General features: G+C 57.7%; 24 protein-coding genes. 6 read left to right on the plus strand and 18 right to left on the minus strand.

From position 1 onward, the window contains the following. Window positions 1-122: 122 nt before the first annotated feature. The 6 genes from PGB28_RS19440 to PGB28_RS19465 form a co-directional block, all read right to left on the minus strand. Window positions 123-2036: a type IV secretory system conjugative DNA transfer family protein gene (locus PGB28_RS19440; RefSeq protein ID WP_271423196.1), complete on the minus strand. Its 1914-nt coding sequence runs from the start codon at window positions 2034-2036 to the stop codon at window positions 123-125. Between the two features lie 14 nt (window positions 2037-2050). Beyond that, a complete protein-coding gene (locus PGB28_RS19445; RefSeq protein ID WP_271423197.1) occupies window positions 2051-3979 on the minus strand; it encodes a relaxase/mobilization nuclease domain-containing protein in 1929 nt (642 codons plus the stop codon). Further along, on the minus strand, window positions 3972-4592 hold the full coding sequence (locus PGB28_RS19450; protein WP_271423198.1) for a helix-turn-helix domain-containing protein: 621 nt from the start codon (window positions 4590-4592) through the stop codon (window positions 3972-3974). The genes PGB28_RS19445 and PGB28_RS19450 overlap by 8 nt, the downstream gene beginning before the upstream one ends. A 351-nt stretch (window positions 4593-4943) precedes the next feature. Continuing rightward, window positions 4944-5171, minus strand: coding sequence for a hypothetical protein (locus PGB28_RS19455; RefSeq protein WP_271423199.1), 228 nt, complete (start codon window positions 5169-5171; stop codon window positions 4944-4946). Next, complete coding sequence (locus PGB28_RS19460) at window positions 5168-5527, minus strand: DUF2958 domain-containing protein (RefSeq protein ID WP_271423200.1); 360 nt, start codon at window positions 5525-5527, stop codon at window positions 5168-5170. The genes PGB28_RS19455 and PGB28_RS19460 overlap by 4 nt, the downstream gene beginning before the upstream one ends. A 69-nt stretch (window positions 5528-5596) precedes the next feature. Then, the gene (locus PGB28_RS19465; protein WP_271423201.1) at window positions 5597-5797 is read right to left on the minus strand and encodes a hypothetical protein; all 201 of its coding nucleotides are present in this window, start codon (window positions 5795-5797) and stop codon (window positions 5597-5599) included. Window positions 5798-6130: 333 nt separating this feature from the next. Between PGB28_RS19465 and PGB28_RS19470 the strand changes: the two genes are divergently transcribed. Beyond that, window positions 6131-6856, plus strand: coding sequence for a hypothetical protein (locus PGB28_RS19470; RefSeq protein ID WP_271423202.1), 726 nt, complete (start codon window positions 6131-6133; stop codon window positions 6854-6856). Window positions 6857-7088: 232 nt separating this feature from the next. Beyond that, window positions 7089-7865, plus strand: a complete 777-nt coding sequence (locus PGB28_RS19475; protein WP_271423203.1) for an AbiJ-NTD4 domain-containing protein — start codon at window positions 7089-7091, stop codon at window positions 7863-7865. Window positions 7866-7998: 133 nt separating this feature from the next. On the opposite strand, the gene PGB28_RS19480 is transcribed toward PGB28_RS19475, so the two are convergent. From PGB28_RS19480 to PGB28_RS19525, 10 genes are all read right to left on the minus strand, one after another. Then, window positions 7999-8895 (minus strand): ArdC family protein, encoded by an 897-nt coding sequence (locus tag PGB28_RS19480; RefSeq protein WP_271423204.1) that lies wholly within the window; start codon window positions 8893-8895, stop codon window positions 7999-8001. A gap of 295 nt (window positions 8896-9190) precedes the next feature. Next, window positions 9191-10423, minus strand: coding sequence for a type II toxin-antitoxin system HipA family toxin (locus PGB28_RS19485; RefSeq protein ID WP_271423205.1), 1233 nt, complete (start codon window positions 10421-10423; stop codon window positions 9191-9193). After that, window positions 10423-10731 (minus strand): helix-turn-helix domain-containing protein, encoded by a 309-nt coding sequence (locus PGB28_RS19490; RefSeq protein ID WP_271423206.1) that lies wholly within the window; start codon window positions 10729-10731, stop codon window positions 10423-10425. The genes PGB28_RS19485 and PGB28_RS19490 overlap by 1 nt, the downstream gene beginning before the upstream one ends. Window positions 10732-11116: 385 nt before the next feature. Continuing rightward, window positions 11117-12412 (minus strand): plasmid replication protein RepC, encoded by a 1296-nt coding sequence (repC, locus tag PGB28_RS19495; protein WP_271423207.1) that lies wholly within the window; start codon window positions 12410-12412, stop codon window positions 11117-11119. Window positions 12413-12685: 273 nt separating this feature from the next. Beyond that, a complete protein-coding gene (gene repB, locus PGB28_RS19500) occupies window positions 12686-13657 on the minus strand; it encodes a plasmid partitioning protein RepB (RefSeq protein ID WP_271423208.1) in 972 nt (323 codons plus the stop codon). Between the two features lie 2 nt (window positions 13658-13659). Continuing rightward, window positions 13660-14841 carry a plasmid partitioning protein RepA gene (gene repA / locus PGB28_RS19505; RefSeq protein ID WP_271423209.1) on the minus strand — a complete coding sequence of 394 codons (1182 nt, stop codon included), beginning with the start codon at window positions 14839-14841 and terminating at the stop codon, window positions 13660-13662. Window positions 14842-15049: 208 nt separating this feature from the next. After that, window positions 15050-15388 (minus strand): DUF736 domain-containing protein, encoded by a 339-nt coding sequence (locus tag PGB28_RS19510; RefSeq protein WP_271423210.1) that lies wholly within the window; start codon window positions 15386-15388, stop codon window positions 15050-15052. Window positions 15389-15646: 258 nt separating this feature from the next. Beyond that, window positions 15647-16759, minus strand: coding sequence for a hypothetical protein (locus tag PGB28_RS19515; RefSeq protein WP_271423211.1), 1113 nt, complete (start codon window positions 16757-16759; stop codon window positions 15647-15649). 267 nt (window positions 16760-17026) lie between these two features. After that, window positions 17027-18892, minus strand: coding sequence for a ParB/RepB/Spo0J family partition protein (locus tag PGB28_RS19520; protein ID WP_271423212.1), 1866 nt, complete (start codon window positions 18890-18892; stop codon window positions 17027-17029). Window positions 18893-19014: 122 nt separating this feature from the next. Further along, window positions 19015-19383, minus strand: a complete 369-nt coding sequence (locus PGB28_RS19525; protein ID WP_271423213.1) for a phosphoglycerate kinase — start codon at window positions 19381-19383, stop codon at window positions 19015-19017. 597 nt (window positions 19384-19980) lie between these two features. On the opposite strand from PGB28_RS19525, the gene PGB28_RS19530 reads away from it, so the two are divergent. From PGB28_RS19530 to PGB28_RS19545, 4 genes are all read left to right on the plus strand, one after another. Then, window positions 19981-20397: an antitoxin Xre-like helix-turn-helix domain-containing protein gene (locus PGB28_RS19530; protein ID WP_271423214.1), complete on the plus strand. Its 417-nt coding sequence runs from the start codon at window positions 19981-19983 to the stop codon at window positions 20395-20397. Then, window positions 20394-21098 (plus strand): RES family NAD+ phosphorylase, encoded by a 705-nt coding sequence (locus PGB28_RS19535; RefSeq protein ID WP_271423215.1) that lies wholly within the window; start codon window positions 20394-20396, stop codon window positions 21096-21098. The genes PGB28_RS19530 and PGB28_RS19535 overlap by 4 nt, the downstream gene beginning before the upstream one ends. A 166-nt stretch (window positions 21099-21264) precedes the next feature. Beyond that, window positions 21265-22983: a hypothetical protein gene (locus PGB28_RS19540; RefSeq protein ID WP_271423216.1), complete on the plus strand. Its 1719-nt coding sequence runs from the start codon at window positions 21265-21267 to the stop codon at window positions 22981-22983. Beyond that, on the plus strand, window positions 22980-24704 hold the full coding sequence (locus tag PGB28_RS19545) for a hypothetical protein (protein WP_271423217.1): 1725 nt from the start codon (window positions 22980-22982) through the stop codon (window positions 24702-24704). Before PGB28_RS19540 ends, PGB28_RS19545 begins: the two co-directional genes overlap by 4 nt. An 84-nt stretch (window positions 24705-24788) precedes the next feature. Here the strand turns inward: PGB28_RS19545 and PGB28_RS19550 are convergent, their stop codons facing one another. Together PGB28_RS19550 and PGB28_RS19555 are read right to left on the minus strand one after the other, a co-directional pair. Then, complete coding sequence (locus tag PGB28_RS19550; RefSeq protein WP_271423218.1) at window positions 24789-25946, minus strand: P-loop NTPase family protein; 1158 nt, start codon at window positions 25944-25946, stop codon at window positions 24789-24791. Between the two features lie 232 nt (window positions 25947-26178). Next, the gene (locus tag PGB28_RS19555; protein WP_271423219.1) at window positions 26179-26643 is read right to left on the minus strand and encodes a hypothetical protein; all 465 of its coding nucleotides are present in this window, start codon (window positions 26641-26643) and stop codon (window positions 26179-26181) included. Window positions 26644-26771 lie beyond the last annotated feature (128 nt).

Consider the following 26771-nt stretch of genomic DNA (forward strand, 5'->3'; position numbering starts at 1 on the left):
AGCTTTGGTTTCGTTTTTGCCCGTTTATTAACGTCGCAGCATCAGGTAATTTGGGCTCTCTCACGACCTTCGCCGCGCTGATCGTAAAGGTCCGCTCTATCAGTTCTACGCCTCCACCAGCTTCACCCACCCAACAACTCCTCAATAAAATCCTCCTGCCGGTCGAGCGCCGCCTCCCATTCCTTCGGCACAGCCGCTTCCCGCTCGAGCGTCTCGGGCTCAGGCTGTCCACGCCCGGCCTCCATCGCCATCACGCTCATTGCGCGTGCTTCGCGGCGCTCCGAGCGGTCCCGGACTGGCGCGCGTTCGGCTGGTTTCGCCTGCTCGTCTGCGCCGGCCTCATCATCACCGTCGCTACCCCAAGGCCCCACGCCCTGCACACTCGGCGGATAGGGGAACGGCTTGCCCTCCTGGCGGGCGAGCATGTCCTTGAAGAACGGATCGTCGTAATACTTGATCCGGCTCGCCTTGATCGGATGCTGGGGCGAGGCGAGGATGATCACCTCGTCGGGGTCCATCAGGCGCGCTTCGGTCTCGGAAAGCAGCGGCCGCTCTTCGAACCGCGCCGAGGTCGAGGTCGCGCCGAGGAAGCCCTTGTTGCGGCCATACATCCGGGTGACCGCCTCGCGGGTGGTGCTGCCGACCGCGGCGGAAACCTCCTTTACAGTGCGCTGGTCACGCGGGGTGATGTAGAGCTTGAGCCCCGCCCCGTTCTCGAGGCTCTCACGACCTTCCGGGCCGTAGATCCGGTCGAGCGAAGCCAGTGACTGCGCGATCATCGCGACGCGGCCGCCATAGCTCGCCAGAGAATGGATCGCGCGTTCGAGATAGGGCATCGCCCCCATCTGCTGGAATTCGTCAATCATCATCATGACGGGCCAGGGCTCGTCCGGGCCGGGCTCGTTCAGCCGGATCGACGCAATGAGGTCAGCAAACATCAGGCGCAGGAGCGGCGCCAGGGTCGCTATGTGATCTTCGGAGACGGCGATGTAGAGCGACTGCGGGGTCTTGCGGAAGGTCGAGAAATCGAAGTCGCTCGCTTCGGTGGCCGAGCGCACCGCCGGGTTGTCCCATTGCTTGAGACCGGCCGTCATCAGCGCCTGGATATTCGAGGTCAGAAGCCGCGACGAGGCCGAGGCGGCGTTGGTCCAGAGCTCGCGCAAGATGTCTTCCTCGGCCTCGTCAGCATAGGTCTTGTACTGCGCGTTCTTGTATTCACCCCCGGCGACGATCTTGTTCACCTCGCCAAGGTTCGGCGTGCCGCGCTGGATCGCCAGCAGACATGCCGCGACAAAGATCGACTTGCCCGCCTCAGAGAATGTGTCGAGCGTCTTGTTGTCCTTGTCGAGGAAGAGGTCGGCGAGGATCGAGACCTCGGTGAAGCGCTGCGCGAAGGTCGGGGCCTTCGCGATCCGCGCGAGCGGGTTGTAGCGATGCGTGGCATTGGCCCAGTCGAAGGGGCTGAAGCGATAGACCTCGTCGCCGTTGAGCGCCCGGAGCCGTGCGGTCTTCTCGAAGTTCTCGCCCTTCACGTCCAGCACCACGACCGAGCCCGCGAAACTCAGGAGGTTCGGGATCACGAAGCCCACACCCTTACCGGCCCGGGTGGGCGCGACCATCATCACATGCGGGATGGTGGTCGAGGAGATGAACTCGGCCTTGGAGGTCGGTGCGCCAAGCTTGCCGCAGACGAAGCCCTTGCCCGGCGCCTGCAACATGTCGTTCTTCTTCAGCTCCGCCTTGGTCTGCCAATGGGCCGAGCCGTAGTCGTCTCGCTCCTTCTCCCAGGTCCAGGCCAGCGCCAGGGCGCCAAGCCCGATGGCCCCGAAGCCGACAGCGCCAAACCCCACCTTGAAGGCCTCTGGGTGCGCCGCGCGGGTGCCGGCGCTCGCCTTCCAGAGCGCCAACATGTCGAAGCTCTGAAACCCGGTTTTCAGGGCCAGCGTCAGGTAGAATGCGGCGACGATGGTGCCGATGACGGCACCGCAGATCACGCCGAAGAGGAGCGCAGCCCAAAGGGGAAGTGTCTTGGTCATGGTGGTCATCCCCCTCAGAATTCCATCTCGTCGTCGAGTCCGCGGTCACGGCGAAGGTCGCGCCCCATTTCCTGCGCCTCCTGCTGGCCGCGCAGCCGCGCCACTTCAGTTGCCTTATCCTGCTGCAAACCGGCGGCGCGGTCGGTGAAGACCTGATCGCCGGTTTCTTCGAAGGTCATTTCGAGGAACTCCTGCGTGACGGTGATCTGGTCGAGCTTGCTCGGCAGGGCCGCATCCAGCACCTCGTAGTTGCCGCGGCGCAGCTCGGCCAAACCTTCTTCACCCAGTTCCTTGAAGAGCTCGGATTGCAGGGTCCGCTCGACCACCTCTTCCTGCTCCTCGGTGAGTTTGCCGTCACGCAGCATGTCGGCGAGGTCCTGCAGGTAGGGATTGGGTGTCCGGTCATCCTCGTCGATGAGCGGCAGCGTCGCCTCTTCCTCGTCCGCGAGGGTTCGGCCGATCTCTACGCCCTTCTCCTTCGCCCGTTCCACCAGCGCGTCCATGACCTCGTCGACCTTCTCCAGCGCGGCATCGAGCTGGTCGTCAGTGGCGGTCTCCACGGTGAGGCCATCCTTCGCCAACACAGCGTTCATGTCCCGCTCGACCCAGTCCTGCGCCATGCCGTAGTTCCGCGTGCCGCCCGCAGCGATCCGGGCCACCAGCTCCTCGCTGTCCATGCCTGCTTCCTCGGCGCGCTCGAGCACGTCGCGCAGCCCCTCGTCATTGCCGGACCGAAGTGCCGCGATCAGCACCTCGCTGCCCGCCCCCGGCGGATAGGGCTCTTCAAGCTGCTTGCCGAAACGCGCGCGCAGTTCCGGGTCGGGCACCATCTGCGAAAGATCCGCGATGATCGGCGCGGCCTTAGCCTCGAACGCGGCGCGCTCGGCCGGGTCCAGTTCTTCGGCCTTGAGCCTGAGCGCCTCGATCGTGCGCTCGGAATAGTCGATCGCGTCACCGACGGTCTTGATGTCCTTCATGTCTATCTCTCCTTCGGTGAAGTTCCACGGCGTGCCCGAGCCAAGCCCGTCCGCCATGCCGCGTACGGCACGTGCCATGTGACGCTGGTCCATCCGGTCCAGCAGGTCGGCGAGGTTCTTGTAGTCCTTGGCGAAGCCCACCACCTGCGCCAGCGCGATGGCGGATTCCTGGGCCGTCATGACGATCTCGCGCGGCAGGCGGGCCTCTTCCTTGGCGCGGTAGATTTCCTCGATCCCGGCGGGCTTTTCGAAGATGCCACGCTCGAGCCGGGTGGTGGCGTCAAGCATCACGCCATAGCGTTCCGCGATTTCAGCCTGCTTCTCGCGCATCAGCTGCGGCGACATCACGCCCTCGGCCCAGCAAGAGAACCAGGTGCCGTTTTCGACACCGCGATTGTTCAGGATGATATGGGCGTGCTTGTGCGCCCGGTCGTCATGGACCGCGAGCACATAGTCCCATTGGTCGCCGTATTCGCCGCTCTCGAAGAAATGCTCCGTCCAGTCCATCGCGATGTCGCGCACCTGGTCGACCGTCACGTCGGTCGGGAAGGAGAGCAGCATGTGCGAGGTGAAGCCGAGTTTGGTCGAGCCGCGCCAGGTCCCGGCCCAGTCCTCGATGATGTCTTCCTTCTGCTCATCCGTCAGGACCGCCGCATCGGTCAGCGCATTGGTCATCGTCGAGTAGGTGTAGACCGCCTTGTCGTTGATGTAGGAGATCTGCGCTCCGAGCGAAGCACGCGTCTTGCAGCCCCCTGCCCGGATCCGTTTGAAGACCGCCGCCCGGCTCTGGCCCGAGGCCGCCTTCAGCGCGTTGCGCGCCGACATGGAGCCAACGCGCGCGAAACTCCGACCCTGCCGACGCCCCGCCAACCGCGCGTCGATCCGCGCCGCGGCCTGCCCCCGGATGCGCTCATCCTCCCAGAGCCGCCCCATGACCGAGGCGTAGAGGGCGAGCGGATCAGCCAATTCTGATGAGCCTCAAACCTGTCACGGTCTCGCGCGAGTCATCCTCCAGAACCGCGCCGTCCGCCCCCTGCCCTTCTTCCTTTTGCGGCCACTCCTGATGACGCAGCACCTGCGCCGCATCCTTCATCCGGCCCATCTCACGGCTCATGGACTGCGCCAGATCGAGCAGCTCGATCAGCACCGCGCGGTCCGCCTCAGAGACCTCGAGCCGACCACGATGGACCGCCTTGGCAAGCACCAGTCCGGCGTCGCTCACATCCTTCGCCTGACGCCACGCGGCACAGAACTCCGCGACCAGATCACGCGGCACATCGAGGAACCCGCATCGTCCGCGCAGCACCGCATTCAGCGCCTGCGATCGGTTGGCATAGCCCCGCGCGCGCCACTCCAAATCGAAGGCATCGAGCTCGGATCGGCTGGCCCGGAAGGCCACCGTCTCGCTCGGGTCACGCACCGCAATCCCCTCGCCCGCCTCTTCTTTCGCGAGCCGGTTCACATGGCGCGGAGAGATGCCAAACGCCGCCGCCAAGTCTTTGGCGCTTTCGCCGGCCGCAAAGCGCCGCGCCACTTCAATGCGCTGCTCAAGCTTCAGGTTTTTCGCTGGCCTCGGCACGGGTCAGACCCCTCGGACAAAATGTGCAAACATTGGCCATATCCTGCCAACGTCTTCCTTTTCTACTTCACTTATACATCAATACATCATTTTGCACAATATATCGTATTGATTGGTGTATCTTTTTGCCTGCCGTTTCTGGCACACCTCGACCAACAGAGTGCAGAGAGGCACGACTATTCAATGCACTTCAAACCGACACCAGTCGGGGAACAATGAGGCCTTCTTTTTCGTCTGGGCCCCGCCCAAAATTTCGTTCAGCTTTGTTCGCGTGGGATCATGAACGAAACAGAAAAAGGCCGCCCAGAAATGGGCAGCCTCTTCTTCTGGATGCTATGCGGCGCGCGACCGTCAGGCGGCAGTACCTTCATGATCCGTCAGAACCATGTTCTCCGTGATACCCACAATGAGCGGTGTGATCTGGTACTCGTCTTCGTCGCTTCTGGGCGGCATCACCGCGACAATTGCCACGGCTGGTTCACCGTCGAGGAAGCAGGAGAACAGCGCGAAACTGTCGTGCTCTCCGGAAGTCAGCGCCGCAAAGGCGCTGATGTGTTCAGGTCGGATATTGGTGCTCATGCGATGATACCTCCAGCTTCACGAGCGCGCTCGGCATAGGTGCTGAGTGGCGCGCTGGCTTTGAAGTGAAGGTCGCGCTCGATCGGTAGCCCGAGGCGGCCAAGATGCGCCTTGAGAACGCTGAGCCGAACTGAGCCAAGTTCCGGATAACCAAGGCCGAGGTCACAGAGACCGAAGGCGATGTCGGGATCCTCTGGATCAGTTTCGCTGAGAAGCCAGGTGGCGCCGCCGTCAGGTGTGAAGAGCTTGGCGACTGGGTGATGGTCGATGGTGTCTTCACCGGCTTCGATGCGCGTCTGGTTGGCGCGGCCATTGGCGGCCAGTTGGTCGAGGATGGGTTGAGGCAGAAGTTCCATTGTGTCTGTCCTTCGTATGAGATGTCGGAGAGGTTTGGCGGGAGGGCACGAGGCCCCTCCCCGGCCGGGTCACTCGGTGACCTGGACATCGTCGCTGTCGGGCTTAGGCTCGAAGAGGACGAGCTCGCCATTCACGGGGGTTGCGAAGAGCTGGATGGTCATGAAGGACTTGGCACCTTCGTTCTGCGGGAAGGCGACACCCACCTTGTGGAAGCGGGTCTTGCCATCCTTGCCGGTGTCGGGGGTGGTGACGGTGTAGTACTTGGTCATATCGGTTCTCCTTCGTTTTCGATGCAAACGGGAGACCGTGACCGCCCGGACCGGTTGTCAGGCTGAACTTTGGCGCGCGAGGAATGGCCGCGTCAGCGGACGGGGGAAAGTTCTGCTTGAAGGGGGTGGCTGAAAGCCGCGCCCGGCAGACGGGCCAGGTCACGGAGATTGCATCAGGAAGAAAACGAAGGGGAACAGAGGTGGCCGGGCTGCGTGCCGATCACGCCAGACCGAAATGGAGGTTGGATGCTCCGAAGGTGGCTGACGTCTGAACTTGGATGAAGCTGCAACGACCGGAATGACATGTCCCTGCGCAACCTGATATGGCGGGGCATGATCAAGCTTCGACCCATTGCCGATAACGACCCTATCCTGGACCAATCCCGGCTGCTGCAGGCCATGGAGCTCGCCTTCGCCTATGCCGACACAAACGGCGGGATCGGACTGACACAAACCAAGGCGTTCAACCGGAAGTTCGCGCACTGGATGGCGGAGCATTCACCTTGGCCGGGCTACAAGGCAGAAGAACTTCTTCGATTGAACAAGGTGCTCAACGAGTGGGATGTCGCGCCGGCCATGGTCGTGCATGACCTCATGATCGTCATGAAATTGGGCCGACACGTAAAGGGTAAGTTCCAGGTCTCAAAGAAAGCCAGAGCGCAGGCATCAAACCGTGGCGCTTTCTTCACAGATTTCGCCGACACCTACCTCTTCCGCTACAATCACGCCCGCACCGCTCGGTCCGAGTTCACGGCTCCGGGCAACTGGGACATCTTCCTCAACATCATCAACGTCGAAGCGGAACAGGGCCTGACCGAGCCGCATCTGGTGAAGACGCTCTACGGTTTGGAACGGCGAGGCGTCTATGATCGGGAATATTACGACCACGCGGGGTTTCTGTTCACCCATGTATTGCGGCCCCTGAGCTGGATCGGGTTTCTGGCAGAGACCAGCGATGGCGACAAACGGTCCGAAAAGATTTACTGGAAGACGCCGCTCTGGCGTGGCTGTCTCCAACTCAGCACAGATGACATGGTGGAGGCGCCATCGCGGCATTGAACAACGCCGGTTCCCAGCAGACTGATATCCCACGGATTTCTCGAATGCGGCCGACCTACTGAACACGGAGATCGATTGGAGCGAAACGTGTTTACCGGTTTTGCGTCACACGGCCAAAGTTAGTTTTGTAAACTGTAAGCACTACCAAAAACTTTCATTCCACGTGCATTGGCGGTTAATGACAGTTTAGGTTTACCGAGGCAGAGCAAGTATAAGAGTAGGTTTCTGGGCAATGTTTTCTAAACGACACGGGTTCGCATCACCCCCGGCCATCCGATTTCGTCATGACGCTCCAGAGGGGTTACGCCACGCAGTCATTCAAGCCGCTTACGACCATCTCTCTTATGAGCAAATACGCACCTCTATTTGCCGCACCCTTTATCTGGCACCGGACAAAGGAAACTGGAGCGAGATCCCAAATATCCGGGATGAGGTCGAACGCATCATTCAAGACGTGGAATGGTATCGCGTATATGACGCGATTGAAGGTCTTGTATCGTTCATTGAAGGGACATACGGCTACCAAGTAACGGTAGAGTTTGCTGATCGTATCAACTCAGTATTCGTTGACACTGGGGCTGGCTGGCAACTGGTTGCAGGCGATGGCATTGTAATGCGTGGTGATGCTGACTTTGAAGAAGCCGTCCAGTCTTCCCAAACCGCATTAGCACAGACCGGTTTCGATGTGGCAGCTAAGGAAATCCGGGAAGCTTTGAGTGATCTCTCGCGACGTCCTGAGGCGGATTTGACCGGCGCAATTCACCATGCCTTGGGCGCCCTTGAGGCAACTGCTCGTTACGTTTCCGGTACCAATGAGGACCTTGGAAAACTCGCTTCAAAAATTGGATTGCCAGCTCCATTGGATGGGGCTCTGAAACAGATGTGGGGCTTTTCATCCAATTTTGGTCGGCATGTCAGCCCAACAAAAGTGCCTTCCCAGGAGCAAGCTCAGTTGATCGTACACTTGTCGAGCGCCTACTGCCGTTATCTGGCCGACTGCAACAAATAAACAATCGACAAGTAGTGGCCCTGTCAACAATCCGCGCGTGCGGCGGCAATCACGATTGACGACGCAGCCCAGCTGTTGGATGGGGCTGCTATGAAGGTCTTCGTATGGTGAGATCAACTCGACTTGAGGCCGCCTATGCGGCCACCTCCTCCGGCTTGGGCTGCAGCTCATGCAGATAATCAACGGCTTTCTGCGCATGCGCGGCAGCCTGGAAGATAAACCTCTTGTCATTGCGCAAACCTTCGAGCCAATGCGCAATATAGGCGGCGTGCTCGTCACGCGGCTCTGGCGACAGGTCCAGATCGGCTGCCAAAAACGCAGCCCCGAGCTCGGCGACGAGTTCCTCTTGGGCATAGCCTTCGTCGCCCCAGCGTTTGCGGCCAAAGCTGCGATCGAGGCGCTTCGGATGGCGAGTCCAATGGCAAACCTCGTGACCGAGGGTTGAATAGTACGCTTCAGGGGATTCAAAGGTCTCGAAGGGCGGCATCTGAACGTAGTCGGGTTCAACCGCATAGAAGGCCTGGTTGCCACCATGGCGAATATCGGCCTCGGTCGCAGCGAAGAACGCTTCCGTCCTGGTATCACGCTCGGCAGGCTCGCGCATCGGCTCAGCCACCTCGTAGTAGGTCTCGGGCAGTCCCTCGATCTGATCGACGTTGAAGACAGTGTAGCCTTTCATGAAGGGGATCTCGACCTCCCGGTCTTGGCCCGCATCATCGGTTTCGGTTTTGCGCATCTTGTCGGCATAGATGACGAGTTGGCCCTTGGACCCTTTGCGGACCTGCCCGCCGAGCTCGAGCGCCTGGCGATAGGTCATCCACGTGGGTGCGGCGTAACCATGGGCAACGGACGCGGTCCAGAGCAGGATGATGTTGAGGCCGCGGTAGGCGATGCCGTTGTGGCGCAGGGGCCGAGTGATGCGACCGGCGAGATGATCGGCACTCCAGGGCTTATGCCAGGGCCGGGTGCCAGCTTCGAGATCGGTAATGATCTTTTTGGTGATGCGGGTATAGATGTCGGGCTTTGCCATGTGATCCTCCTTTGTCTCGTCCCCGTGCGGGACGCGGGAGGAAATGGCGGACGGAATGAGCCGACCGGGCATGGTCAACCCGGGAGCGTCAGCGAATGGAGCGGGCAGGCCATTGCGCGGGTGGCGGCGTCCGCCAAACCCGCGATCCCCCTGCTCGCACGGGGATGAAAAGGAGGAGGTTCAAGGGGCTAAAATTCGGCACCCATCATTCGCACAAACATGTTGCACGCTTTGTCACGTCCACTGTGGCAACGTCTGGCATCCATGTTGAGATGGTCCGCCTTAACGGATCCGCTTACAATCCGAGAGCCGTCTCCATCCTCTCATGTTCAAAGGCTGGTGCGCATCTTCTATGCGCAGCCCCGGTAATGCCATGATGGCGGAGCGTTTCGCTCCAGGTCTCGGTTACCGTTTTTGCCATTTCCCTGACCATAGCCTTGGCATCTTCCGACTCAATATCAAAGAATGGCGCGGCATCTATCACCGCTTCCACGGAAGGCTCAAAGCCATGAATGTCGCTGATCCCCGTTTCCAATGTGGGTTGCCTGCGTGGCTGCGGGTTTACGTCAAACATCGGTGACAGGCGCCATCGATTGTCGCGCACATAGAGCAATCCATGATTTTTCAGGTGATCATCGGTGTTTGTGATCAGCACGGTGAACAACAGACGCCGCCAAAGCTCCAGAATGTCCCTGTCAGGAAGAACAGACATTTGACGAAGAGCATCTGCAATGTCGGTGTAATAACCGTGAGCAGATCCTTTTTTCCCCAGAGCCGTACGGGCCGACATATATGGCAGACGACCACCTTTGCGGCGATCAAAGCGTTTGATGAGCCCCACAGGATGCCTGCTGGCGGCCAGTTCAAGTCGGGCCTCAGGTGTTCGAATACCTACCGCGCGCGCCATATTTAGCGTGGCGATTTCCAACCGCTCAACGGGCCATGTATCATCGATTGAGGTGAATTTGGCGATCCAAAGCTCCTGGCCATCCACGACATTGGCTTTGGGGCGTGCACCGCCAAGTGAACCTGCCGCACCCACAAGATCACGCGCTTCGGCTTCAGCCCCATCCGGATCGCGTTCATACCGTGCTGCGATCGCACGAAGCTCTTCAATATTTGCCAGGCGTGGCACAGGGGGCTGATCTGGGTGGAACACCTCACCCTCTTCATTCAAAAACCGCAAGGCTCCCTGTCGGGCCCTGTCATCAGCTGCAACCAGATAGTCGAACTCCGTCGCGCCCACGCCATGCACCCTGCGAATGAGCTTGCGCCCCCAACTATCAGGTGATGTGTCCGTAAAGGGCCCCGCCAGAACATCTCGACGACGGCTTTCCCGTCCTTCTGCCGAAGAATGGAAAGGCGCACGACTGCGCGACATATCCGGAGCGAGATCAAATCCTAACGGGTTTTCAAGCCATCTTTCATCATAGATGAACGTGGAATGAGACCGACGCCCATCGGTTTCAAAAATCAAACGACCGACGGGGATGCAGGCGTCCCCAAGAACAACGGTTGCCTCAGGCATTAAAATGCCGTCCCTTCATCATCATCTAGCACCGTCGGCCCCTGTGACGCGTCACTTTGGTTGACTGGGACGGTCTTCTTGTCCTTTTGCCCACGCCGCCGAATGCGTTCTGGGAGTTTCTCCCGGTCCAATCCAATGCCGGTGGCATCCGAGGCTGGATCCGCGATCCCGGCCAACCGGTCCAGCATGCCCAGAGCGAGAAGCGCCATGGCAAAGGTCTCAAGCCGGACGCCGCCATCACCCCGCTCAAGCTTTGCGAGAGTCTTATCGCTAACGCCAATCCGGCTACAGAAATCCGCAACCGACATGCGGCGCCTTTTGCGCGCCGTCTGGATATCGCGACCGAGCTGCGACAAAGCGGATTTAACTTGTAACGAGCCCACAACGCTCTCCTAGAGTTACACCGGATATTTTTCCGGCTTTAAAGGCTTAGTTCGGATTTTTCTCCGGTATAAAGCCTCACACCACACAAATCAAGGTGGCGAAGCATAATCTGCCTAAAACTCCGATCTAAACAATATAGAGAGAATTTTTCTCCGGTTTATTCGAGAAAAGCTCGCATCCCCTCCCCTGCCCTATGATCCACAGTAGAAAACTCAGACAGGCTTTCGAAAAGTTCAGACCCATATTTGCGAAATCTCGCAGATTCACTGTGCAGTAAACCTGCGGGCATCGACCAGTGGACCGCCTTCTTCATGCCGCCTGCCCACTGAGCCTACCATAGAAGCTGCGCTCGAGATGGAGATCCCCTGCCCCGGCTTTTTGGACAATGCCACGCAGATATCCCCCTGGAGACGCCACTTCGCCGGCGCAATGCTTGTCGAACGTGAGAACCAGCGCCGCTGTTGCGATTTGAAGCCCAAGTCGGTCCTGAGCGAGGTTCCAGGCGTGCTCTGAAACGCCGATCATGGGTCTCAACTGCCCGGCAACCCGGTGCAAGTCGCCCCAATCCTTCAGATATCCGCCCATATTGCGCGCCCAGGACGCGAATTCAGGACAAGCTTGCATCACCGTCGGCAAATCAAGCGCAGCACCGCGTTTCTTGCGTGTCTCGGCAACCCAATCTTCCAACTCCCTATCCACCTGCTCTTCCGGTGGCGCATTGGGCACCACGCCCGCCGCTTGCTCAGTTTCTGAGCGATTACAGGTTACAGGATTAAGTTGAGTTGTAATTAGTATATGAGGGTCAGAAATGACCTCCCTGGGGTCCATTTCTTGAGTCTTTTCACTAACTTGCTCGGTGGTTTCAGCGGTGTTTTCCACAACCTCATCCGCGCGAACTGCTTTGAGATAAGTCGCCTCCACGCGCTCCTGAAGCTCCCTGAACCATGCCAGGAGCCGCTCAAGCGTCTCAGAACCCATGTTCCGACGTGGCAGACGGTCCAGGAGGTCCTCGAACAGCCCTGTAAGATGCGCCCAGGGCCCTCTCAGCGTGCTGCTGAAGGCCGCCTCGATCCGGGCGCGGATCATCCGGCGCGCAACCGTGATTTGGCGCTTCAGGCGCTGGCAGAGCTCGCGCTCGGCCTGCAATTCGGCCTGTAGCTGCTCGAATTCTTCGACACGCGCCGACAGCGGCGACAGATCGAAGCCATAGGCCTCGATGATACGTCCGTCCGGGTCCCTGTGGCCCCAGCGCTTGCCATTGGGACTGTCTTTGAAGGAGATCACACCGATCTCGGCCAAGCGGCGCGCATGGCGCTTTAGCGCTGACAGCGAGAAGCCCGTCTGCTCCATCAGATAGGCGTTGGACGCCCAAACGATCGGACGCTGCCCCTCTTCCCAGTCCTGAACCTGTGTAAACGCTCCCAGCGTATCGAGAAGCAGCATGTCGCCAGCTTTGAGGCCGATATGGGCTCCTACACGCTTCACGGCAACAAAGGCCTGCGATTTGGGAACAGCCGCCTTTTCGCCGACCTGTGCGTGCTGTTCAGCGACAGCAAGTCCAACCGTTGCCTTACGCCAGCCCGAGGTTTGGTTGATATTGGACATACCTCCACCGTTCTGAGGCATGCCTGTCCCAGTTGCTCCATGCGGAGCATCATTAAATTTCTTCATTTTCTAACTAGGCACAGAAAACCTGTTCGCCCAAAGACGTTTTTCGTTGTTTAGCGATTCGCGGGCTGCTAGGATTGTAGTGTCAAAACAAATCGCGCCTTGTGCGCAGCAGCCCTCGGGACTTCGGTTTCGAGGGTTTTCTTTTTGGTGCCGTTCTCCTTTCTGCTCGTTGCCTCCGTTTTGACGGTTAACAGCTGTTAACCGCCCCTATCCTTCGTGGTTTTCTGATTGAAACCGCTCGAAGGAATCCTGAATGAGCTGGTCCAGATTTTGGTCCAGCCAGTTTGCGAATTTCGTATTGCCCCCTGCCCTCTTGACGGTCACCGAGAGGCCGGACTTTCCATTCTTGATCTGAACGCCAGGAAGTGGAGAGCGCTCTTCAACAGCCCGTTCTTGCTTTCCGCGCTTTCCGATCTCCTTGAGCACGAGCTCCAAACGGGTGTCGGATTCCAACTCACCGGATCGGCCAAGCACTCTGAGCGCTGCTTGCTCGGTCAGCTGCTCCTTCTCAAACGCAGTTGCGAGGGTTGTCCACTTCGGGCGCCCTGCCCCTGGAGCCGCGCCGATTGCTTCACCGACACTGCCGGGAACCAGGCGATTGATACGTTCAAGCTGAGACAGCGTGTTTTTGCTGATCGCCAAGGCCTGGCAAACTTCTGCGCGGGAGTATCCCTGCTCTAGGATCGCTTTCGCAAAACGAACACGTTCATAGTAGCTCAGTTCCGCGCGGCCAGCGTTTTCGAGCCCTTTTGCCATCAAGGCGTCTGTATCGTCGAGCGTCCGGATCAGAGCCCGCACTGGGATACCAAGATGCCGACAAGCAAGAATCCGTCGCTGCCCGTAGATCACCTCGAAATGCCCATCGCGCTCCTTAGACGGCCGAAGAAGAACGGGCACTTGTTGCCCCGCTTCAGCGATACTGGATGCCAGGTCCTGGATCGATTCAGGCGGCTCGGCGCTGTTAACAGCTGTTAACTCGATATCGAGCCGGTCCTTTGGACCCCATGCCAAGATGAGGTTTGTATCGATATCTTGAATACCGCCGAGTCCTGCGCGAACAGACCCAATGGTCCCCTTGGGCAATGTCCGATGCGCCCGCTCTGAACCACTGTCTTTCGCGGCTTCAGTCGCCGCAGTAATCGCGGCCATGATGCCGGTTTTGTTTTTCCCCATTGCCATGATTACCGCCCCCATGCCTGTTGAAGCATTCCCGCGATCTCAGCACCAACCGCATCCATGCTGTTTTTAGCGCGATCGTAGGTCGACCGTGTCATCTCAGAACGCGCGACCTCATAGATCGACATCTTGAGCATCGATGCGTCGCCAATAGCCGTACTGCGTAGGCCCGTCGCACCAACGACGCGGTCCTGAAACAATGCGCGCATCAGACTCACGATCTGCTGACTTGGAATATCGCTCGGGTCATCGCGCGTTATGAGGAAGGAAAAGAAATCATGATCCAGTTTGACGCCCGTGTCTTCGATTACGCCCAAATAGGCGGAGGTCATCTCGACAAATTGCTGTGTGGACGCCAGGTCGAGCATGCTTGGTGTCATCGGCACGATGACCGAGGTGGCCGCATATAGGCCCGTCAAGGTTAGAAACCCAAGTGCTGGTGGGCTGTCGATGACTACCACATCGTAATTGCTCTCAACGGACTGAATCGCTTTGCTGAGCTTCTCAAAGAAAGCATCGCCGCGGCCCGCATTGACTGCGGTCTCGGTTTCAAACTCGCTTAGCACAAGACGGGCTGGCGCGAGGTGGAGACCCGGGAAGTAGGTTTCCACAATGGCCTCCGACATGGGCACGGGATCCTCGTAGCGGAGCGCGTCATAAATTGACGCGCCTTCAAATTCCAGTTCCGTCTGAATTCCGCAGAATCCCGTGAGGCTTCCTTGCGGGTCCAGGTCAATCGCCAGGACCCTATAGCCGCTCAAAGCAAGGTAGTGGCAAAGGTGGATGGCGGAAGTGGATTTGGCGGAACCACCTTTGAAGTTCATCAGCTGAATGACCTGAAGCTTGTCACCCTCGCGACGCCCGGGAAGGTACTTTCCAGGTTTACGAGAGCTTGCTTCCAAGAGGTGGCGCGCTTGCAGAATCTCTTCACCGGAATAGAACCGACGCCCGTTCTTGATAACTTCAGGTTCGGGCAGGGACCCTTCGCTGTGGCACTTACGCAGAAACTGTCCCGTCACGCCGAGCAGTTCAGCAGTCTCTGTTGCGCTGAATAGTCTCAAACTTTTGCGCTGATCGGGTGCATAAGCCTGCTGAAGATGCGTGGTAAGCGCCGTGTGTAGACGCGCCGCCATCTGGCTTGTAAGTTCGGATTGAGAGGCCGCTTCGATGGGTGCCGTCTGAAACATAGTTGCAATTTCTCTGCTCGAACGCGCTTATTTGCGCAACTTGACTCTAAAGGCAGTGATTCACCCTTCTAAGTCAAGGATTTTTCCACAATTTGTGCTATCTAACCAACGGGCTACTAGGGAAGCGATACTGCATCGGCGAGTTAACAGCTGTTAACAGCGCCGGAGGAATGGGTGCACCGGGCCGAGAAATGGCCCGGTGCAGGTCTTATTGAGCTTCCTTCGGACCCCAGGGAATGACAGCCTGACGCGTGTCATCATCCTGGTTTGCTGCCTTGCCGAGATTGGCGTTGAAGCCAAAGTCCCGGATCGTCAGCGTGAAATAGTCGGCGCCGGTATCGCGATTCTGCTTCTTCCAGATCCCGCCGCATTCAACCAGGCGACCACGGGGAGAGCGCCCCAGAACACGGTGCGTCGGGGCCATCGGATTGTCGCTTGAGATGGGCTCAACGGTGATGTCGATGTCGAATGTCAGGGTGGAAATCGAACCGCTGCCTTTGGCGTTTTCGATGTTGGGGCTGTCAAAGTGAATGCAGTTGGTAGTCATCGCCAGGTTCCTTTCTATGGTGTTGCGATGATGGTCAAAGGGCAGGGACCATGGCCAAAACCACACCGAAGGCGAAGCGAAGCGGCGAGGGGTAGGGGGCCAGAATTCTGTTCCGCGAGGAATGCACGTTAGGGCAGGGGAGAATTCTGGGAACCGCCCCTTGTGATTTTGGTAGGACCTGCGACCAGCATTCTAAGCAACGCCGATGGAAGGCCAGTGCGACGCACCACACAGCAGCGTCGACGCCAATATCTAACGTCAAGGGGCCGCCAACGGATCGAGTTCCTCGACCTTGCGATGCGCCCATTTCAACCAGTCAGCGGCTGGCATACCGTCAATCTCATCGGCCAAACCATGAGGGTTCGCTTCAAGTGCGGCGAGAAAGGATCGAAGCCTTTGCGCTTCTTCCCAGTCCTTCGCCCGGTCCCGAAACAGACGCCATTTCTCCTGCTCAAGCTGAGCCATATGACGGCGCTCCTCCTCTGCGACCCGCTCGGCCTCAATGCGACGGTCTCGCTCCGCAAACTCCGCGCGTCGTGCGGCCAAGGCCGGTCCTGCCAGCAAAAGGCCTGCAATCACGGTTGGAAGTAAATCCTCACCATTGAGCTTACTCGTTTCGACCCATTCTTTCTTCACACCCGTTCCAAGGTAGGTCGTGATCGTGAAGCGCAGGAACCCGGTGGGGGCCAGAGCGCTGTTGTGGTGATAAGGAAAGGCGGTCCAGCCCTTCGGCTCATCTGAAGGCTTCCCATGAAACTGGTACATCTTTTCGACAACAGAGACTTCAAACTTTTCCCCGGAAACCTCCATTTTCAATTTGCCACGGATACTGCCTTCGAGCGCACGGCCTCCCTGGGTTTCAAACCAATTCAGGAGCGCGCTGGTGACCCGGAAGCGATAAAGATCCCTCTCCGTTAGATCAGCCAATTCTTCCTCCCCCCACCAAAGATCGTCCGGTTGGTGGGCACGAAATCGAGCGCGCAGCTCTACTTGTTCCTTTCGGTGTTCATCCACCCAAGCCGCGACGATCGGGTGGAGATTGCGAAGCGTCCCGGGGATGGAAGTCTTGGCGATATTCACTGCGACCTCCTCAACACGTTTCCTGCCTTCGCGGGATTTTCTTTGAAACTGACTCCTCTGCGTGATCCGGATGATACTGGGCGTTCCCGCAGGGCAGGGGGGAAGGTTGCGCCTCTCAACCTCCTTTCCCGCTTCCCGCTTGGCCCAGTATCCCGGCGGTGGCTTCGGAATCGCATGGCGCGTACAAATTTTGGCAAGGCCCTGATCGGAGAGGCCAAATTCCTCCGCTAGCCTTGTCATCGGCTTACGCCAAACGAGCTTAAAGAGTTCCTCACGCGAGATTTCTTTCATCACCAGACCTCATATTTTTTATATTTTTCTTATAGTTACATCTAACCGCGCTACAACTCTGTGAAGTCTTACTTTGGGGTAGAAGCCAAATCGCGCCGCCGATGCGGTGCTTCCGCGCGGACAGCGCCGGTCCGGCGGCGGGGCAGGGGGCTTGTTCTTCTGCCCCGCCGCCGGACAATTTTCCAGGCCCTGCTCCTGGTCAATCACTTGGCAAAAAAGAAGCCCCGCGTGATGCGGGGCCAGTTGGGTCTCCCCACGAAGGAGCCGTCAGGTGCAGTCGGGCACCCATTTGTCGAGTTTGGCTTTTTGATCCGTTGTCAGCCCCATGAGCTTCTGGGTGGTGGGGTCACTGACCAGCTTTTCCATCTTCTCGGCCTTTTCCGCCTTCTTGAGCTTGGCGAAACCGGCGACACGTTCGTCACGGGTATCGCAGTCGAGGAGCTCGCAAAGCAGATCGACCAGATGACCCGCTGACACCCGCGAGAAGAAATTTTCTGCCGTGGGCGTCCAATGCCTGCGAATATCGGCACCGGCTTCGTCCGCAATCAGACCGAAGAACTCGGGACCGCCAGCCCGATAGGGCAGGGTTCGCGCAATCGCCTCGGTGATCTGGGCGTTGCGGGCTTTCTTGCCGGTCTCACGGAAGGTAGCGAACGCTTCCGACAGATCTTCGACACGGGTGCCTTTCTGCCAATATTCGCTGGCATCAATCCCGTGCTCAAGACGCGGCTCACGAGTGAACCCGTCCTCAACGCTTGGCGCGTTGGTCGGGCGGTCCAGCCGAATGCCGAACACGCTCTCGAAGCTGCCCGAAACCTCCGACAGACCAAAACCCAGAAGGTCCAGAACCAGTTCCGGTTTGGCCAGAAGCGCTGCCTGCACCGAGGCCAGCCGGATCGCCTGCATATCGGCCACCAGCTTTTGCGAGTAGGGGGATTTCGGGGTGTCCGATTTGGTGGTCTGCGGCGCTTGCAGGACACCGGCCTCAATGGCGGCTTTCTTGTCCTCGGGGCGAACCAGACCGGCTGTGATCTCAAGTTTGCCAGACCCGTTCACAAGGATGATGCAGCCTGCATGGGCCTTCTGATCCTCGGAGTAGTCGCCGTCGAGAAGGACCTGCAACTCGGAGAGCCGCGCCTTGCCGTCCTCATCCAGAACCCCACCATTGGCGAGGTCCGCCAGTTCGTCGTATTCCTCGGCTTCTTCTTCGGTCAGATCGCCCTCGATGGGGTAGAGGCGGGCCAGCTTCATCTGATCCAACTCATAGTAGTTGAGCCAGGCCTCGCTGCGAGCCTCGGCCCATGCCCAGCCTTGTGTCTCGATCAGATCGGCACGGGCTGCTTCCAGCTTCTCAGCAAAGAGCCGATCCAGTAGGGCAGGGGAGGCAAGGAAGACTTCGTCTGAGAAGAGATCGCGTGTGACCGTGCCGCCCTCGACCTCATAGGCTTCGATGCCAACGAACTTGGCGCGGCGGTCGGTGGCCTTGATCGCGTCGGGGTGCAGTGCGTTCTTGATTGCGGCCTCAGACACGGCTTGCCCTTTCACCTGATCCAGAAGGTTCAGGGTCAGGGCTTCATCATCGGAAAGGGTGAAGGCCTTGGCGGTGCCGAGGCTGATCTCCCCTGCGGTCAGCGCGTCCAGCACCGGCTCGGGCAGGCCAGCCAGCGCCAACCGCTGGTAGACACGGGCCTCAGTCACGGCGAAGGCGAGAGCGATTTCCGGCACCGTGGCCCCGCGCGATTTCATGCGGCCAAAAGCGCGGATTTCGTCTGCAGGGGTCATATCCTCTCGGGCGGCATTCTCGGCGCTGGCCCAATCTTCGGCCTCGGCAGCGTCAGTGGCCAGTTTGACGGGAACCGTGTTGAAAGGATGAGCCTTCGAGCGCTCCGCAATCATCTGGATGGCACGGAGGCGGCACCCGCCCGCGACGATCCCGACTATACCGTCCTCGTCCATGAGGCCAGCGAGATTGTGGATGAGACCGAAGCGCTCGATGCTGTCGGCAAGACTCTCGATATGGGCCTCGGAAACCGCTTTGCGGGGATTCAGATCGGAAATGTAGAGCATCTCCAAGGGGATTTGCAGGATCACGGCACTGGCGGTGTCGGTTTGGATGGTCTGTTGCTTTGTCATTGGTTTGTCCTTTCGGATGGATGTCAGGCCCGCTCAGAGCGCGGTTCAGGCGCTCGGCGGCTCGTTTTGTTGATGGGGTAGGGGAGGGGGGCCGGAACGCCTGAGGGTCCGGCCCTACGGCGTCACCACCAACAGGAATAGATCACGGTCGACCCTCGTGCGATTTCGGCCCGCGCCCATGCGCAGAACTCAAGATCGTAGTCGTGGTATTCGGTGGCCTGCTCGTCTTGGAACTGATGCCCATAGAAGAACCCGCCCTCGCAATGGGGCAGGGCGCTTCCCTTCACCGCCTGTTCCAGCGTGTCGATGTCCGTGGTTTCCAATTTCAACTCACCGCAATTCAGATCGGAGGCGGAAAGCCCGGTCCGCTCGGAGTAGAGCGCCTCCATGAAGGTTTGCAGCTTGGAATGCTTGCGCCAGACGAATTTCGGGCTTTCGCCCTCATCGCCGCTTTCGGGGGTTTTGACATATGCGTATTGATCAAGGCCCATGGCCTGCTCCTTTCGTGGTTAGAGCGGCGCGGAATCTTTTATTGTGACCTCTCAGCCCTGTCCGCTTCCGCCAGTGGCGGAGGCCTCGACTGATCTCGCAGTCCGAAAAGCCCCCGTGCTTTTCGGCTGGGCAGAGCAGGGGAGGGCGGCAGCCCTCCTGCGACCGGACGGCGACCCGACACAGGGGGCCGGAGCGGTGAAATCGGGAGGGACCCGAGCGCACGCGCGGGAGGAACCGGATTTCTCCGAGGAGGCTGGCGCGGAACGCGACACCAGAGCCCCTGTTCGGGGCGCCGGCAGGATGGCAGGCGGATTCAAGGAATTGAAACCTGCCAGCCGGGTTAGAGCAGAGCGGAGATCCGGCTGACCGCTGGATCAAGTGATCGCGGTCTCGCCCGCGACCTCATCTGAAACGTGCACGAAGGATCGTTTCCAGAATTGGCGGAGACGCGAGTCACGCGGCTCCGGGCGTAGCCAAGAACCTGGACAGCGCCAGAGCACTGGCGTGCCAACCCAATCAGGCAACGCACGCTATATTTAGGATATTGACAAAACCTCATCATATGATAAGTTTTTTCCACTCATATGGAGTTAGCCATGCTTGAACCCATCCAAAATGCGCCTCAACCGACATATGTCCAACCAATTGACCAACAGGACAAGATCGCCGCGATTATCAAAGGCGTTGTGCGGACCGCTGATGCCTGGGGGTTGTCGAATGCGGAAGCAGCAATGCTGTTCGATGTCCCGACAGCCACCTGGGGGCGCATGAAGGCTGGCACCTACAAGGGTGTGTTGGACCAAGACAAGGTCACCCGAGCAAGCTTGCTGATCGGGTTGTTCAAGGGATTGAGACTTCTGTTCAACGGCCCTCTCACATTTGGCTGGCCAAAGACCGCCAATGCTGGGCCGGGCTTCAACGGCAAGACTCCGGTTCAGATCATGTGCGAAGGCGGCATTCCGGCGATGATGAAAATGCGCCAGCATATCGACGCGCTCCGAGGTGGCGTGTGATCAGAGCAAGTGATCTGGCACAGGTCGAGTTCACAGATCCCAAAACTGTCCGGCTGATTTCCACCGCCTATATCGACGAGCCCGCCATGGCACCACTGGCGGATGATGACGATGAACTGGCAATCCTTGAGGAAATCGAAGGGCTGACATCCGCGCGCCGGTCCGTCACCTTGCCGATCCCGGGCGGCCTTCATCCTGGAGAACTTCTGACCGAGGCCGCCGGGTATGGCTGGACGCTGGTGAATGCGGCATTCTGCTATACCCGCCCGACAGGCAACAGGTTCAATGGCCCGGACCGCGGGGCGTGGTACGCGTCCTATGGAGATCTTGCGATCGAAACCGCGCAAGCCGAGGTATCCTGGCATCTGACGCGAGAGCTTGAGGCGACCGGCGTGTTCGACAACCTCACGTCCTACAGGGAGCTTTTTGCCGGGTTCACTTCACAGTTTCACGAACTCGCCCCGGGAACAGAAGACGCCGCATTGCACACTGACCCTGCGACCGCATACCCGGCGGGGCAAGTCCTGGCCCGCGATGTGCTTGGCTCAGACGGCAATGGGATCCTTTATCCGTCCTCACGACTGCCGGATGGCCAATGCTTGGTCGCGCTTCGTCCGCATTTGGTGCAAAACATTCGGCAGGGTGCGACTTGGGATTTCGTATGGGATGGCGATCCCACACCCATCATGACCAAGCGCTAGCCGTAAATTGATCTGTCGTTCAGAGGTGAGGCCACCTGGAGAACTTGCCCGCAACCGCAGCAGCGCAGCACCGACAGAAACACCATTAAAGTTGCCACCCATAGGTCGCGGAACTACACCTAGGGTGCAGTATAATTCCAATACACAATCTAGGGAGATATCGCGGTTGCGAAAGAACCGACAGTTCAAGCCCAGTCAAGTTGAAGCCGAAATCGGCACAAACGGCTTTATGGGATTTGTTTGCCAGCTTTCGCTGGGGGCATACCAAGACGAGCAGCTAATCGATGCGATCGCGGTCGCTGCATCAAAGCGCAATCGGTTGTTTACCCAAGAGGACCGAGAGCTTCTGGCAGGGCTGGAAGGCTCGAGATTCTTCGAAGTTCAAACGATCCTATGTGAGGTCATCCCCCTTCTTCAAACGGCACCATCCGAATTAACTGAACTGGTTCAATTACTTGTCGAAGCTGGCGGTGCTGACCTTGCCGCCAATCAACCGAATGCTGCCTTCAGAAAATGGTGTGAAGTTGACCCGCGTCGATCAGACGAAGTCATTCAGCTAGCTAAAGATGGGAACGAACTGGCCCGCCTTCACCTGGTGTTCGCATTGCAAGCCAAGGCAGATTTCGGCGAGGCAATCGCATGCCTTGATCGTAGCGAAGAAGAACAAACAGCTGGTGTGCTGGCACTCTCGCGCATGCAATTGAACTCGGAACAAGTCCGAGCCGCCTTGGAACAAACCATCGCCCTAGCGTTGGCAGCGGACATCAAGGCATCAGTTGGTATCACTAAAGCCATCTACGACATTGTCGCGAAAGATACAGACGTAGATCGCTCTTTGCTCCTCCCCGTTCTGGACAAACTTTTTGCCTCAGCCGATGAGCACGTCGTCCATCTAGCAGCGTCGTTGTTGAATTGGCACCAAGTGGAGATGAGCGAAGATGAGACAGGCAAATGCTTGCGACAACTCGCTTCCGTGAAACCCGAGAACAAGGGGACCATCGATGAAATCGACATGGCTTTGTCGAAACTAGTCGATAGAAACGAGATTCAGAGTGCGAGTTCTGCCACCCGCGCGATCATCGACATTTCTAAAGGTGCCATTGGTAGTGATGCGCTGGACTCATTTTTTCACAAACTGACCCACGGAAACTCAGAACAACTTGCTCGGTTGACGACGGACTGGTTGTCTTCGGGTAGCTTTTTCTCCTGTGCCGCCCTTAACCAAGCCATTTCTGAAATCAACCAAACTGCCCCTTTATTCGCAGTCGATGAAATTCCGCTTCCGGAAACTGCGGATGAGCAAATCTTTCTTTGCCGAAAAGCCATTGGCTATCTGTTCATCCATCCAATGACGGCAGCGGCCTTCTCTGTCGCCATTTTGGAGCGTGGCCACCCTGAAGCCAAGCAGCATGCAATCGACCTTCTCTACGATCCATTGCTACTAAGCTACAGTGGTGCTCTGAAGGATTGGCTCGAGGCCTTTGCCACAGACAACGAAACTAGTCGCGCGGATATCGAAGAGGTTTTGCAACGCGCACAGGCGGTTTGGGATGGTTGCAGGGAAGCCCGCGAAATTGTCGAATTTGAGCCAAGTGAAAGCGCGCGTGCTGTGGTCAATTTCCAAAAGATGGAAGAAGCTGAACGCACGCGTGATGAGACGGGACGACGGTCCATTTTCGCAGATCTATTCACAACACAGCACCTGCTTTATGGCGACAGGTCTGCCTTCAACATCATGACGAGTGCCGAGGAACTGGAACAAAAGACCATGCCCTTTTCAGAGATCAGCATAAGCTCCGAGCTACCGAAGGGAATCTTTGTTGATCCCATCGGGCTGGACATGCTGCTACATCAGTTTCGCAACGAACGGATGGTTGAACAATGAAGCTGGTCGTTCGGCAATATGTTCAAGGTCTCAAGGAAAGAGATGAGCTTGATGTGCTGCTGCCTCAGCTGCTCAGTGAAATCGGGTACGAGGTCATTCATCATCCTGGACGCGGAACGAAGCAGGCTGGCGTTGACGTGGCGGCAGTCGGCCCCGATCCAGACGCAGACGGCGAGAAAGCGCTGCACCTCTTCTTGATAAAATCTGGCGATTTGGGGCGAACGGACTGGAACGGGGGCAAGCCTCAGGATGTCATGCCCTCATTGGATGAGATACGCTACGACTATATCCCAAATCGTATCCCCGAACAGTATGCCAAGCTCCCGATTTCGATCTGCATTTGCATGGGAGGTGAGCTAAAGGAAGTCATTCGGTCGTATTGGCGAGGCTACGTCGAAAACAACACGACCGACAAGATACGTTACCGCGAGTGGAACGGGGATCGCCTAGCGAACCTGATTTTGTCCGGACTTCTAAATAGAGAACTTCTGGATGTAGATCGCCGAGTGGCCTTTCAGAAGGCCGTGGCAATGATCAGCGAGCCAGACACGTCATATCGGCATTTCCGAGAACTGATACACGAACTGACCGAAGAAATTGAGGACGATCACCGAGGCACAACCCGCCTTCGCCAGCTGGTTATCTGCCTCTGGATTTTGGTAAGCAACGGAGTTGACGCAGAGAATTTGGAAGCGCCCTACCGGTGCAGTGAACTTGCCTTACTGTACTCTTGGGATGTGCTCAATCGAAGCGCCAGCGCCAAGAAGAAGGAGCGCAAAGCACGCTCAGAAATCGTCGATCATGTTCTTTCCCTCTACCTATCGATCGGTCAAAAACTGATAGTTGAGAAAATTGGACCGCATGCGGAAAAAAAGCACGCAGTATCAAGCACAGTTCGGTCGAGCTCCGAGCTTGATATCAACCTTGCGCTTTTTGAGGCGATGGGGCGTTCCGCACTCCTTGGGCTATGGCATCACTTCATAGGTGTGAATTCGGATGGGAAACAACGTGAACAGCACCTGAGACTACGAGACCAATGTCAGAACATTGCTGTATCGCTGATCAATCAAAACCCAACACTCACAACACCGCTCCGCGATGATCACCATATCGAAATCGGCTTGCTCATGCTATTGGCCCAAGGGGGAGGGGATGTTCCGAAGGTCTCTGGCTATTTGGTGGAGATCGCGTCGCGCCTGAATTACCGATATCGGCTCAGAAAATCGTGGCCCACTCATTTCCAGGACTATCGCGAGTTGGCACGTCATCCGGTCGATTTAAGCGATGAGTATTTCAAGAAATCCACCAAAGGTAGCGTTCTCGTGCCTTTCCTGAAGGTTTCCTTGGAGCGAATTCAAGAAACTGAACAACTGGCCGTTTTGGAGAAAACCATCGCGGAGGAGCTTCCTGACATGACACAGCAAGTCTGGGTTCCGCGAGATGGGTCGGAAGAATTTTTCTGGCGGCAAGGAACAAGTCAGGGCATCGCAATCCCCGTTCCGATGATGGAGCTGGAGGGGCAGAGTCGTACTTTGGGAGGCCAGATCGATGAGATCGTCAAGAACTTCAAAGCGCTCCATGAAATGTCGGCAATCCAGCGGGGGTTGGTACCCTTGTTGCTGATGGCTTGCCGTCACCATCGCCTTCCACTTCCGCCACATCTTTGGTTTCAAGCTGAGAACGCCACCGAGAGGGAAAGCAAGACAAAACCTCAGGAGTAGAAAAAACCAAACGCTCACAAAGCGGACCCGAGATCGTCCATGGAAGCTCCACCGACAAAGCCGGTGGAGCCAAGTGGCGCTCAATCACTCATGGTCATCATTGTTGCGAACAATGACCCCGTGTTCTTCGTATGCGTCCAGAAGAAGCCTGAGATACTCGCTTGTGCTGGCAGTAACATGTCCCAAACCCGGCCAAGCGAACGGAAACGTCATACAGGTCATTGCAAGCTCAAGCTCGATGCCAAGTTTGTCGGCAACCGCAATGGCCGCATCCGGGTCTTTGTCTTCAGGCCAAAGGTCTTCGTCGAAGGTAATCCAAGCATCGTTCTCATCATCGACATTGATCTCAGCCAGCAATGCACCGAGCCGCTCTCCCGGGTTGGTGGCATCTTCAAGAAGCGCGACCCGCAGAAGCAAGGAAATACTCTCGTCATCCAGCCTCAGAGTTGGCCTAGAATCCACCACGTCGATTGTTGGCTCGGGCCGCTTCCGACCATCAACACATTCAACAGCTTTTGGCTGCTGATCGCCACCTTCCAACCACCACGGCGAAGTGAAGATGTTCAGAGGAGATGCACCACAACTCGGGCAGTGCCAAAGGTTATCAGCGATTTGAACCCCCGTGATTTTGCCATCGCAGTGAAGACAAAACCATTCCGCTGCCCGGTCACCGTGTAGCGGGTGAACGACTTCGCCTTTGGCATTTGGCTTGGTCGAACGCCGAGGCCAATCAGAAGCAATGGCTGCACGAGTTTTCGCAGCCTGGGCTTCCGCAATAACGAGCGCTTTTTCGACAAAGCCAGGATTAGTGGCTGGGCTGGTCTCTTTGTGTGTCGTCTCGATCTCTACCATAGGCTGCGAGAAATCAGCCTCGCCTATGAGGATGCGCCAGCCATCACCTTCCATGCGAATGTCACCGGAGAACTCGAAGAGCTGGTAGGCATGCCCGTCAATCTCGCCTGGCTTGATTGGCTCGCTGACTGGCCGCGACATGCTTTGCTCAATGAATTGCGGCTTGCCTCCAAGTGAGGGGAAGAATTCACGAACAAAGGTATCGGCCTTGGCAAGCTCTTCCTCGCTCGGCATCCAGCCTTGTTTGGCCTTGACCGTGAGCGCCTTCCAATGTGGAAAGCCCAGCTCAGAGGCAATCGCATCAAGTGCCTCATGTTGGTTTGAGCGTGTGGCATGCGCATAGCGTTTTGCCAGTAGCTTCAGTTGATCGATTTTAGTTTTGGTAGTCATTGTTCAGTTCCCAAAATAGGGATCCGACTAGGTGCCCGCTACTAACCAGATCCCGAAATTGGTCTGGGTTGTTCATTTAAGAATGAAGTGCTGCGTAGCTTTGCGTGGCGGGCACACTGGCATGCACTAGAGGCCGAGTGAAATGTGCCGGATATCACCTTGATCGTCAAGTCGACAACACACCCTCGGCGCAGCGGTTGCCCCGACTTCCGAGAATCCGAAGTCGCTGAACCTAAAACGGACTTTCGAAGTCATCCACCTTTTCATCTATGGATTTAGCCATGCTCAACAGCATCTCGGACAGACCCATGATATAGGCCTGGCCAATGTCATGAAGCTCGCCACTTTCCCGATCGATACCGTTGCGGTGGACGCAATCATGGCGAATCTTGATCGCGGCCTGCAGCTGATCGAGTTGCTCTCCTTTGGGCAAAATATCGATACCCAAACCTACCCGAAAAAGGTTCGAAACTTTTTTCATATTGTGATACGAAACGGCGTGTAGATGCTGCAGGAGCCTTTCCCTGGCAAAGTCTTCCACACCGATCGCATCGGCAAGCTTGAATTGCGTGCTGCCAATTCCGAGATCCTTCGAACGTAGCAATTTTGCCTGCACATCCGTGTTGCCGCCAACTGTGAGAATGAGAGAGTCTGCAAGAAAGACCTCCAGAGCCGTGACGCTCTGAGCAAGCAGCATTCGAGCCAGCTGAGCTACTCCCCAGTGTTTGGACAGTGTTCAGCGTAAATTAAGCTACTCTTTGCTCCTGCTGACCTGATTGGGTTTCGTCTTTTCTTAGCCAGTAGACCACGGCTGGGGGTTTGCCG

The sequence above is a fragment of the Primorskyibacter aestuariivivens genome, assembly GCF_028023675.1.
GTDB classification, from domain to species: domain Bacteria; phylum Pseudomonadota; class Alphaproteobacteria; order Rhodobacterales; family Rhodobacteraceae; genus Marinovum; species Marinovum aestuariivivens.

Coding starts and splice junctions, on each gene's coding strand:
- PGB28_RS19515 (WP_271423211.1), bottom strand. CDS start 16,759: ATGAAAGAAATCTCGCGTGAGGAACTCTTTAAGCTCGTTTGGCGTAAG.
- PGB28_RS19475 (WP_271423203.1), top strand. CDS start 7,089: ATGTTTTCTAAACGACACGGGTTCGCATCACCCCCGGCCATCCGATTT.
- PGB28_RS19460 (WP_271423200.1), bottom strand. CDS start 5,527: ATGGAACTTCTGCCTCAACCCATCCTCGACCAACTGGCCGCCAATGGC.
- repB (WP_271423208.1), bottom strand. CDS start 13,657: ATGGCAATGGGGAAAAACAAAACCGGCATCATGGCCGCGATTACTGCG.
- PGB28_RS19555 (WP_271423219.1), bottom strand. CDS start 26,643: ATGCTGCTTGCTCAGAGCGTCACGGCTCTGGAGGTCTTTCTTGCAGAC.
- PGB28_RS19470 (WP_271423202.1), top strand. CDS start 6,131: ATGATCAAGCTTCGACCCATTGCCGATAACGACCCTATCCTGGACCAA.
- PGB28_RS19510 (WP_271423210.1), bottom strand. CDS start 15,388: ATGACTACCAACTGCATTCACTTTGACAGCCCCAACATCGAAAACGCC.
- PGB28_RS19520 (WP_271423212.1), bottom strand. CDS start 18,892: ATGACAAAGCAACAGACCATCCAAACCGACACCGCCAGTGCCGTGATC.
- PGB28_RS19485 (WP_271423205.1), bottom strand. CDS start 10,423: ATGCCTGAGGCAACCGTTGTTCTTGGGGACGCCTGCATCCCCGTCGGT.
- PGB28_RS19440 (WP_271423196.1), bottom strand. CDS start 2,036: ATGACCAAGACACTTCCCCTTTGGGCTGCGCTCCTCTTCGGCGTGATC.
- PGB28_RS19525 (WP_271423213.1), bottom strand. CDS start 19,383: ATGGGCCTTGATCAATACGCATATGTCAAAACCCCCGAAAGCGGCGAT.
- PGB28_RS19465 (WP_271423201.1), bottom strand. CDS start 5,797: ATGACCAAGTACTACACCGTCACCACCCCCGACACCGGCAAGGATGGC.
- repA (WP_271423209.1), bottom strand. CDS start 14,841: ATGTTTCAGACGGCACCCATCGAAGCGGCCTCTCAATCCGAACTTACA.
- PGB28_RS19545 (WP_271423217.1), top strand. CDS start 22,980: ATGAAGCTGGTCGTTCGGCAATATGTTCAAGGTCTCAAGGAAAGAGAT.
- PGB28_RS19480 (WP_271423204.1), bottom strand. CDS start 8,895: ATGGCAAAGCCCGACATCTATACCCGCATCACCAAAAAGATCATTACC.
- repC (WP_271423207.1), bottom strand. CDS start 12,412: ATGTCCAATATCAACCAAACCTCGGGCTGGCGTAAGGCAACGGTTGGA.
- PGB28_RS19550 (WP_271423218.1), bottom strand. CDS start 25,946: ATGACTACCAAAACTAAAATCGATCAACTGAAGCTACTGGCAAAACGC.
- PGB28_RS19455 (WP_271423199.1), bottom strand. CDS start 5,171: ATGAGCACCAATATCCGACCTGAACACATCAGCGCCTTTGCGGCGCTG.
- PGB28_RS19490 (WP_271423206.1), bottom strand. CDS start 10,731: ATGTCGGTTGCGGATTTCTGTAGCCGGATTGGCGTTAGCGATAAGACT.
- PGB28_RS19530 (WP_271423214.1), top strand. CDS start 19,981: ATGCTTGAACCCATCCAAAATGCGCCTCAACCGACATATGTCCAACCA.